This window comes from Photobacterium sp. SP02 (assembly GCF_038519165.1).
GTDB classification, from domain to species: Bacteria; Pseudomonadota; Gammaproteobacteria; order Enterobacterales; family Vibrionaceae; genus Photobacterium; species Photobacterium halotolerans.
Map to the genome: position 1 here is coordinate 37,562 of NZ_JASJOJ010000037.1, position 9,924 is coordinate 47,485.

Consider the following 9,924-nt stretch of genomic DNA (forward strand, 5'->3'; position numbering starts at 1 on the left):
GTTTATTGCTCATGGCGCATTCCTTTCAACACCAGGAAAATAAAGACACTGCCACCGAGCAGGCTGATCACCATGGAGATTGGAATTTCGTAAGGAAAAATCAGCACCCGGCCAACCAGATCGCATGCCAGAACCAGAATCGCACCTAACACAGCAGTGCGCGGAATGTTCTTGCGCAGGTTATCGCCATAAAAATGGTTAACCAGGTTGGGAACAATCAAGCCGAGAAAGGGCAACTGGCCGACAATCATCACCACAGTAGCGGCCATAATCGAGACCAGCGCGACACCAATCGTCATCACTTGCTGATAATTCAGACCAAGATTGATTGCGAAGTCTTTGCCCATCCCCACCGCTGAAATGCGTGTTGCGTATACATAGCTGAAGATGGCGACAGGCAGGGCAATATAGAGCAGCTCATAATTGCCTGCCAGGATGTTGGCAAAGTTAGCGACAGCCCAGCCAGACAGGTTTTGCAGTGCATCATATTTATAGGCGATGAAGGTTGCCATAGAAGCAATGATATTGCCGAAAATGATCCCAATTAAAGGGACAAAAACCGCGTTTTTAAATTGAATTCGCTGGATAAGCTGTACAAAGAAAAGCGTGCCGATCATTGCAGTAGCAAAAATAAGCCACAGTTGATCGCCGTTGCCAAAAATCACTAAACTTAAGACAAAACCTAGCATTGAGCACTCAATCGTGCCTGAGGTAGAAGGCGCAGCAAATCGGTTCTGGCTGATTTGCTGCATGATAAGGCCAGCGATACTCAGTCCCCCACCGGCCAGCAAAATTGCAAGTAAACGGGGAACACGGCTAGACATAAATAATTGCCAGGCATTGGCATCACCATTAATAAGGTGGGCTAACGATACGTTGCCCACCCCAATAAATAATGAAGACAGACTCAGGCAGACTAAAATAAACAGCAATTTAGTCACAACAACCTCGGATCTGATTATTGCGCTTTGCTCAACGCTTCAATGTCTTCAATCATGGTTTGTGTGGCAGTAATACCCGAGCTGGCGACATACCAGGCTGGAATATCAAGGTAAACCATACGATTGTTCTGATAAGCTTTGGTTGATTTGACTAAGTCGTTATCAAAATCCTGACGGGTCGTACTTTTACCTTTATTGACTAATTTATCGCGGTCTAAAATCAGCAAGGTGGAAGGGTTTTCCTGGCTGACCAGTTCATACGAGACCAATTGACCGTGTCCGCCAGTTTTCTCTGATTTTTTATCTTTTACTGCTGTTTCAATCGTGGGTGTAAAGCCGAAATCCTGATACAAGACTGCGAAGCGAGAGCCTTCACCAAATGACGTCACATTGCCGCCGGAGCTCATCAGCATGAGCGCATCCATATTATGGCTCTGGTTGTAGTCTTTGATTACCGCAAAGCGCTGGTTTAATGTTTCGATTTTTTGATTGACGACATCCTGTTTATCAAAGATTTCCCCCAAGTCGTGCCACAGCGCTTGGGTGCTTTGCCAGTAATCACTGCCATTTTCAACCGCAAAGACAAAGGTAGGCGCAATGTTAGTCAGTTCTTTAAAGTGTTTGGAGCTGCGAGGGCCGACAACAATAAGATCTGGCTTCTGGGTATAAATGGATTCAAAGTCGGGTTCAAAAATGGTGCCCGCAGAAGAGACAGTATTGTCATTATAGTGAGTGAGATAGCCGGGTAATGGCGTGCCTTTTGATACCGCAACCGGCTTAATTCCCAGCGCATCAACAGCATCTAACGCACCAATGCCGATCACCACGACACGTTTGGGTGAAGTCTCTACAGTGGTTGAACCCATAATGTGGTCAACGGTGACGGATTTAGCCATGACAGGCAATGTGGCCATAAGACCCACACTGAGTAAGCCGGTCGCGATCAAACCCGATTTTGCGAAACATTTCATTTCCAATTCCTTTACCTAATCGATAATTATTATCATTACGATTACTATATGGTTTTTGAAAAACATATCAATATTTCTAATGTAAAGTTACGAAAAGAGCGGGCCGGATCATGGCGACCAATCGATGCGGCTCAGCTTGACTTTTCGCTGGAAATACAAAGGGGACGTGAGGAGTCGCAGCTCATTATTTTTATGATCAATCATCAAGTTTTCACTCTGACATTTGTTCACACATGCAACCATGCTCTAAACCTAACGGGTGGAAAATACACGGACAAAGGGAATTCAACCTTTTTAAGGAAGCCGAAATGGAGCAGTTTACATTTGAACAGTTGGAAAAATTAGTGGGCGACAAGATGTCGATGATGCTGGATGAAGGGGCATCGGTTGATGTGGAAATTACCGGGGTGAAACGCACTGGCACGCACAGTAAAACATGGGAATCTTTTGCATTGTACCTGGATAGCAGTGGGCTGAATGGGGCGGTGGAACAAGGGACTTATCTTTTTGGTCACGATAGCTTAGGGGAAGCGTCTTTGTTTGTTTCGCCTAATTCTGAAAAAGAGCTGGAAGTGATTTTTTCCCGCAAGATCACTCACTCATAACCATCAGAGGTCAGCATGGAACCTTATATCGGTAATATTCAAATGTTCGGGGCGAGCTTTGCGCCGAAAGATTATGCCTTTTGTAACGGGCAAACGATTCTGATCAATCAAAATCAAGCTTTATATGTCTTGCTGGGTAATACATTTGGCGGCACGGTGAATACCAATTTTAAATTACCCGATCTGCGGGGAAGAATGCCTGTTGCGCCGGGAGTCTTTCAGGATTCGGGCCGGCAGGTGGATCAGGGCCAATCGGGTGGTATGGAAGCGGTAGCCTTGTCATTGGCGCAAATGCCAGCCCATACCCACGAGTTGTATGCCTCTACAGAGCCCGGCAATTCGCCCAGGCCGAACAATAAAGCCGCCAGCCAGGCCAGCGTTTTGTCGTCATCGGCCTTTAACACGCCGGTTTACGCACAGCCCAATCAACTCGTTGCGATGAACGAAAAGGCGATCAGCTCAACCGGTGCCGGCCAGTCCCACAACAACATGCAGCCCAGTACTGTGATCAATTTTTGTATCGCGCTGACCGGCCTTTTCCCTGCAAGAGATTGATACGGAGATCCAATATGTCTACACGTTATCTGTCGGAAATCACCCTCTTTGCAGGCTCCTATGCGCCTGTGCAGTGGGCATACTGTTCTGGCACCCTGATGCCGATTGCCAATAACGAAGCCCTGTATTCTTTGCTGGGAATTACCAATGGTGGCGATGGCCGCACCAGTTTTGCGTTACCGGATCTTCAGGGACGCGTCCCTGTTGGAATGGGGCAAGGCGCGGGATTGACACTAAGAACACAGGGTCAAAAAACCGGGCAGGAAACGGTCCAGTTAACAGTGGATAACCTGCCAAATCACAGTCATGGACTTCAGGCCTCGGCAAATCCGGCCCTGTCTCCAGAGCCTTCTGCTGCTTTGGTGATGGGACAGGCGAATCAGTACTTTGCCGATCCTGACGCCGGGGATCTTGTTGAGATGCAGCAAGCGGCAATTGCTTCCACGGGCGACGGACGGGCGCATTCCAATATGGCCCCCTCGCTGGCGCTGAATTTTATCATCTGCACTGCAGGTGTTTATCCATCCCAAAGCTAGAGGATAAGGCTAATGAGTGAAGCATTTTACGGTGAAATAATGATGATGCCTTATTCCTATGCACCGAGAGGGTGGGCATATTGCAATGGGCAACAAGTCAGCCTGATGCAAAATCAGGTTTTGTATGCCGTCATTGGCGACAGGTTTGGATCGGATAACCGGACATATCTCAATTTGCCGGATCTGAGAGCAAGAGCGCCGATTGGAGCCGGCAATGGCCCCGGACTGACACCTCAATTTCTGGCTGAGAAGGCGGGGAGTGATGTCGTCACCCTGTGGGAGGCCAACCTGCCTGAGCATAGCCATCAGATGAGAGGTGCGGTGAAACCACTTTCGACCACTGAGGCACAAGGCGCAGTGCCTGGATTGCTGATCGAAAATGGTTTGGTTGAAAACCGCTACAGTACCGGCGATCCGAATACGACATTGAGTATGGAGAGCCTGAGTGAAACCGGGCAGACGCAGGCACATGAGAATATGCAGCCTTATCTGGCGATCAACTTTTGTATTTGCGTAGATGGTATCTTTCCGCGGCGACCGTAACTTTTGTCCTCCGGCCCTTATTACGGCCGGAGCTTTTTTGTTGGAGTCTATGGTCAGCGTGATGCGATTCATAATGATGCTCTGTGTTTTGCTATCGGGCCGGGTGGCCGCAGGCACAGACTGGCCTGACTCGCTCTCAATACTGTATCAGGGGCAGCCGCTCGCCTTGACCTTGTATTCTCTCCAGCAGGGCGAGCCGGTTTATACGCATTCAGCGCTGGCAAACAAAGGGTTGCGGTTGGGTCAAAGGGTGTTGTTCCGTCACAGTAAAACCCTGGATTTAGATCAGGTGAAGGCGCTTTCCGGCCGACGCTTTGCCAGGGTGTTTGAGCTCGAACAAGCCTGCTGGTCTGTAGCCATAAGCCAAAGCGCCAGTGAGTCTTTGTCTTTGATTGAACAGCTGCGCGGTACAGAAGGTATCACTCTGGCAGAGCCTGATTTGTTACAGGTCAGGCTATATCGGGACAGCGGAAACAACCCTGTCTCCCGCGCACCGGCAACCGCTGTCAGGCAGCAACTGTCACTGACCGCCTGGCCTGAAGTTGCCGGACGTGGAGTTAAGATTGCGGTGATTGATTCTGCGTTCAGCCTGTCTGATCCCATGCTTGATTCCATGCCTGTTGAGATGCATTACGATATCGATAACCGGCGCACCTTACCGGTGAAGCCAGACCCGGCCTTGCTTGCGCTTGACACTTTACACGGTGATGCCAGCCTGGCCGCGATTTGGTCACGTCATCCCGATTACCCCGGCATAGCGCCTGACGCCGGTGCCATTTTATTACGCCGTGATAAAAACTGGACCTCGGATATTTTAATGTCGCTGCAATTGTCTTATCTGGCTGGCGCAGATCTGGTTCAGGCGGCCTGGATATTACCTTTTACCCAGCAAGCACTCACGGAGGCGTTAGATTATCTGTCCTATCATGGACGGCAGGGAAAAGGCACTGTGATTGTTGCGGCAGCAGGCAATCATGCTGATCAACTTGATAACGGTTTTTCATTGGCCGCTCAACCTCAGGTACTCAGTGTGAATGCGGTGAGCCAAGGTGTTAAGTGGCCGGTGACAGGCAGCCATATTGCCAGCTATGTCGAGGTGCCTTATCAGGTCTATTCCAGCGCGACGGGCAAATACAGCCTGGTGTATTCCAATACCTCGGCGGCAACGGCCGCCATGACAGGCGTGTTGGCGGCTGTGCTGGGTGTTGAACCGTCACTGTCCGCCAAACAGCTGGGCCAGTTAATCCGGCAATACAGCCAGCCAGCGTTTAATGCACAAAGCATGATGCAGCATGTGCAAAATAATCGTATCACGCACTAAAAGCGATCGGTTCAGGGAAGTCAGATTATGCAATTACAAGATTTAAAGTTGCCGGGTGGATTACATGTCCGGCCATCAAATTCTTCTGCCGCAGACAGGGTGTTTCTGGAGAAGCTGCACAATGAACGCCGGGATGATTTGCGATTAATTGACGGCGAAAGGGATTTTATTGAATCGCTGATTGAGATGCAGTTCAACGCGATGAATCAGGGCTATGGCGATCAGTTCCCCAATGCCCTGTACTTCATTATCGAGTATCACAAAGAGACGGTCGGGCGGGCGGTACTCGATTTCTCGCAGGACAAAGTCCACCTGATTGATATTGTGTTTAAAAGAGAGGCGAGAGGACACGGCTTGGGGGAGGCGGTTATCCGCTCATTCATGTATTCCGCTAACCAGTTGAAGGCGCCGATGCTCCTGTCTGTCCAGCAACTTAATCACAGTGCCAGACAGCTTTACCATAAACTCGGGTTTGTGCTTGATCAGATAGAGCCTCCCTATGAGCGGATGATCTGGTATCCGCCCGGTACCCGGCAGATTTATGCGGGTCTCTGACGATACGGGTCTCAGGCAGGGCTACACCTGATAACCAAATTGGGCAAACAAGCTGGCATGCGGTTTGAAATGCTTGTCAGCAACGGCGCGCTCTTGGGTGCTCAGACGGGCAATCTGGCTGGCATTGCGGTTTTCCAGCGCGGATTGCTGGCCTTTGACCCAGCGAGGCGGCTTGAAATCCAGGTCATCAAATTCAGGAATAAAGTGGCGTATGACTTCAGCTGTCTGCGCGGGGGCGTCGCATACATCTTCATAGCGAATCAAAATATGTGGTGACTGGCATTGTTCCAGATTCAAAGCCTGTTGCCGGAAACACCATAAAACATGCTGTGCAGCGAGGGTTTCTATCCCGGCTAAATCACGCCTTGCCCTGACAACCGACTCAAACATGGCGTACGGATTTCGGATCAGAAACAGAAATTTCGCATCATCAAATTCCTCGGCCAGCATGGCCATTCTGGCAATATTGCAGGGGGATTTTTCCACCAATACGCTGGCGTGATCGGATTGTGGCGTTGCAGCACCGGACCAAAGGTTACGGATAGCTGGCCAGTCGTAGGCCTTGGGGTTGCGGAGCTTATTTATGGTATTGAACTGGCTCCAGACAAAGTGGCTGTTGTCCCGGTTGGGATTCGGGCCGGCAAAACCCGCCACATAATGCCCTTCGCCGGGCAGTGTGATGGCGTGTTTGCAATCGGCGAGCGCGGCAGAGACCAGGGATGAGCCTGAATTGTTCGGACTCATAATAAACAGGTGATGTTTGGCATTGTGAATCCGTTTGACGGGCCGGGCATCAAAAATAAGGTGGATGCGATCTGTATCAGAGCGGTTGATGACCCTGTGCAGTCCCAGATTATTAATGTCGTACATGACGCAGGCTTTTAATTGGTGCAGTTCCCGGCCCAGATAAAAATGCACCTGGTCGTGAGTAATAATCGGGACATGGACTCTGTGGTATCGGGCGAATATCGGTGCGCTGTCTCTGTGCTCGGCAATTTCTCCCCCTGCAGGTAATCTGGCAAACATCAGCTTGGAGATATCCAGGCGCGTATAACCGTAGTATTGGGCAAAGCGCGCAAATATCGGGGCGAGGAGCGGCTGAACCACAGAGAGCAACGAATCATTGCTTTCGGTGAACTCATCGGTTTTAAAGTACAGCACGACACTTTCAGTTTGTTTGTGTACTTCATAGGTGTTTTGACGATAAGTGTTTGCCTTCCAGGCGGAATCCGGTAATTGTTTCAGGAACCGGCTAATGTCGCTGATATCGACGTCACCTATCTGGATGCAGGCTTGGTCAAGAAGCATAATTCGCCTGTATAAAGTCAAAAAGAGATAACAAACCTTATCGTTATTGTTGGATGAAAAGCAATCGCTATGACAGGCAACGAAGTGAAACTGAATTATGTCATTACCAGCTGTGCCCGCTTTCCATTATTGCTGCAGGCAATGAAGAGCAGCTTACTGGTCAGTGCCCATAATCTGGACTGTTTATTTGTGATCAGCAGTGACGGTGAAGAGATAAAGGTTGAGCATGTCCGCCTGCCGCAGTTACAGGGTATTGCGCTCAGCGACGATCAACAGCGCCTGTCATTAGCGGCTTATCATCAGGTATGGGATTACCAGCGCATAACGGTGCTGTCGGAGCTGCATGCTTCTGTCCAGTCCACCCAGGGCAGAGATGCCGTTTTTTACCCTTGTGGTTCAATGACCACAGGGCACCTTAATACCCACGATCTTGCCTGGGGCAAAGACAGACTGTACATGGTCAATACCCGGTTTAATTGCATTGCCAGCCCTGTTTATGGCAAAAGTTTCAATTTTGTCTGGAAACCCCCCTTTATTTCCGCGCTGGTGGCAGAAGATCGGTGTCACTTAAATGGCCTGGCACTCAAACACGGAGAGCCGGCTTATGTCAGCTATTTTTCCGCCACCGATCATCGTTTTGGCTGGCGCGATGGCAGCAGTTTTGACGGTGCCATTATGCGTATTTCAGATGAACAGCCAGTGATTAAAGATCTGTGTCTTCCGCATTCACCACGTATTCACCAGAACTATCTTTACTTTTGTGAATCGGGAACCGGGCGCTTATGGCGATGTTCCGAAGCGCGCTTGCCGGCATCAAAAAGCGATTTGGAACTGGTGGCCGAACTGAATGGCTTCACCCGCGGATTGCGTATCGTGGGTGATATAGCGTTCGTCGGACTCTCTAAGGTGCGAAAGGCAAAAGACGGATCCTCCCGGCATACCGATATGCCTCTGCTGGAAAAACAGCAAGATCTGCGCTCTGGCATTTGTGTGATAGATCTCCGTGATGGCAGCGAAATTGCCTGTCTGACTTTTTCAGGCGATCTCAATCAGATCTATGACGTCGAAATGGTTTTTGGCTGCAATAATCCACGTATTTTTGATTTAAACTCGGAAGAATTATCTGATTTATTTCACCTCTGACAAAGTTCCCCTTCATTTTTTTGCGTTTAAAATATCCTGCTATGTCATATTTTTTATATGGCTTTCTTGTACATTTATTAGCCTCTGATTTAATAGCTACAAGTTGCATTTAAATTTTTATTTTTTTGTTGGAGCTAAGGCCCATTCCTGAGTGGTTGGCGGAAAGCGGGGTTGGCTCGTTTTGAAGCATCACACTATTGCAGGCAAATTATGAACAACGGGCTGATGATGTCGCGTTTAGCAACAGCTACGCGGCAGTTTTTCGCATGTTCGGATGAAGTGAATGTTGAAACACTCTCACTTCACCCCGTGAAGCAAGACGTTAAAAAGTGGGTAGCCACGCTGGCGCTTGGACTGGCAGGCAGCCAGCTATTGATTGCCAGTGCGCATGCCGAAGTGACTCAGCAAACCAGCTCACAGGCACCAGTTTCTGCATCCAGTGCTATTTCTCAGTCTGCGTCTGCCGGTCTTGAGTTTGATCTGAATACCTTTCTGGCACAAACCCAGAATCTCAATCGTAGTGTACAGGCATCCAAACATATAGTTGGTGAACTCTCACCCGTTAACGTACCGAACCGGAGCGCACAAGCCGGCGAGGCGATGCTGGCTGCTGGTGAGTGCTATCTGTATGTCTGTACCAATAATAATCAAGTCTGTTCGACAGATGCAGATTGTAATGATTCTGACACCACGCCACCCACCGTCAGTATCAGCAGCAATAAAACTGCCCTGAAATCTGGCGAAACGGCCACTATCACCTTTACCCTCAGCGAGAGCAGCAGCAATTTCGCTATCGGCGATGTGGCAGTGACGGGCGGTAGTCTGTCGAACTTTACCGGCAGTGGCGCGACTTACAGCGCCACCTTTACCCCAACAGACAACAGCACTGCCGGGGCGACCATCAATATCGCCGCTAACCGATTCACTGATGCCGCTGGTAATAACAATAGCGCGGCCACGCAGACAACGATTACGGTTGATACTGTGCTGCCGACAGTGACTATCAGCAGCGATAAAACAGCGCTGAAACAGGGCGAAACCGCCACCATCACCTTCATCCTCAGCGAGAGCAGCGGCAATTTCGCTATCGGCGATGTGGCAGTGACGGGCGGCAGTCTGTCGAACTTCACCGGCAGCGGCACCAGTTACAGCGCCACCTTTACCCCTGATGCCAATGTCACAAGCGGTACGATCGATATCGCTGCCGACAAGTTCACTGATGCTGCCGGCAATAACAACACCGAGGCCACACAGACAACTATTACGGTTGATACCGTGCTGCCCACTGTCAGTATCAGCAGTGATAAAGCTGTTCTGAAATCGGGTGAAACCGCCACCATTACTTTCACCCTCAGCGAGAGCAGCAGCGATTTCGCTATCGGTGATGTGGCAGTAACGGGCGGCAGCCTGTCGAACTTCACCGGCAGCGGCACCAGTTACAGCGCC

Annotated in this window: 11 protein-coding genes; 8 read left to right on the forward strand and 3 right to left on the reverse strand. The window is 49.8% G+C overall.

All coding sequences use genetic code 11. The annotated features are described in order from the left end of the window. Positions 1–2: 2 nt before the first annotated feature. The gene (gene vctD, locus P0Y67_RS15305; RefSeq protein WP_161455752.1) at positions 3–941 is read right to left on the reverse strand and encodes an iron chelate uptake ABC transporter permease subunit VctD; all 939 of its coding nucleotides are present in this window, start codon (positions 939–941) and stop codon (positions 3–5) included. Positions 942–958: 17 nt separating this feature from the next. Further along, entirely contained in the window at positions 959–1,855 is an 897-nt protein-coding gene (locus P0Y67_RS15310; protein WP_446728845.1) for a siderophore ABC transporter substrate-binding protein, read from the reverse strand. Between the two features lie 365 nt (positions 1,856–2,220). Here P0Y67_RS15310 and P0Y67_RS15315 point away from each other — a divergent pair, with 365 nt between their 5' ends. From P0Y67_RS15315 to P0Y67_RS15340, 6 genes are all read left to right on the forward strand, one after another. Next, complete coding sequence (locus P0Y67_RS15315) at positions 2,221–2,517, forward strand: DUF6916 family protein (RefSeq protein ID WP_342392562.1); 297 nt, start codon at positions 2,221–2,223, stop codon at positions 2,515–2,517. Between the two features lie 15 nt (positions 2,518–2,532). After that, positions 2,533–3,072 (forward strand): phage tail protein, encoded by a 540-nt coding sequence (locus P0Y67_RS15320; RefSeq protein WP_342392563.1) that lies wholly within the window; start codon positions 2,533–2,535, stop codon positions 3,070–3,072. 14 nt (positions 3,073–3,086) lie between these two features. Further along, complete coding sequence (locus P0Y67_RS15325) at positions 3,087–3,608, forward strand: phage tail protein (RefSeq protein WP_342392564.1); 522 nt, start codon at positions 3,087–3,089, stop codon at positions 3,606–3,608. Positions 3,609–3,620: 12 nt separating this feature from the next. Further along, positions 3,621–4,151: a phage tail protein gene (locus P0Y67_RS15330; protein ID WP_342392565.1), complete on the forward strand. Its 531-nt coding sequence runs from the start codon at positions 3,621–3,623 to the stop codon at positions 4,149–4,151. A 61-nt stretch (positions 4,152–4,212) separates the two neighbouring features. Further along, a complete protein-coding gene (locus tag P0Y67_RS15335; RefSeq protein WP_342392566.1) occupies positions 4,213–5,472 on the forward strand; it encodes a S8/S53 family peptidase in 1,260 nt (419 codons plus the stop codon). 27 nt (positions 5,473–5,499) lie between these two features. Then, positions 5,500–6,027, forward strand: coding sequence for a GNAT family N-acetyltransferase (locus P0Y67_RS15340; protein WP_342392567.1), 528 nt, complete (start codon positions 5,500–5,502; stop codon positions 6,025–6,027). Between the two features lie 21 nt (positions 6,028–6,048). On the opposite strand, the gene P0Y67_RS15345 is transcribed toward P0Y67_RS15340, so the two are convergent. Then, entirely contained in the window at positions 6,049–7,335 is a 1,287-nt protein-coding gene (locus P0Y67_RS15345; RefSeq protein ID WP_342392568.1) for a sulfotransferase, read from the reverse strand. Positions 7,336–7,404: 69 nt separating this feature from the next. On the opposite strand from P0Y67_RS15345, the gene P0Y67_RS15350 reads away from it, so the two are divergent. Both P0Y67_RS15350 and P0Y67_RS15355 read left to right on the forward strand, forming a co-directional pair. Beyond that, positions 7,405–8,478 carry a TIGR03032 family protein gene (locus P0Y67_RS15350; protein WP_342392569.1) on the forward strand — a complete coding sequence of 358 codons (1,074 nt, stop codon included), beginning with the start codon at positions 7,405–7,407 and terminating at the stop codon, positions 8,476–8,478. A gap of 210 nt (positions 8,479–8,688) precedes the next feature. Continuing rightward, positions 8,689–9,924 (forward strand): Ig-like domain-containing protein (locus tag P0Y67_RS15355; protein WP_342392570.1); only part of this gene is annotated, 1,236 nt, incomplete at its 3' end.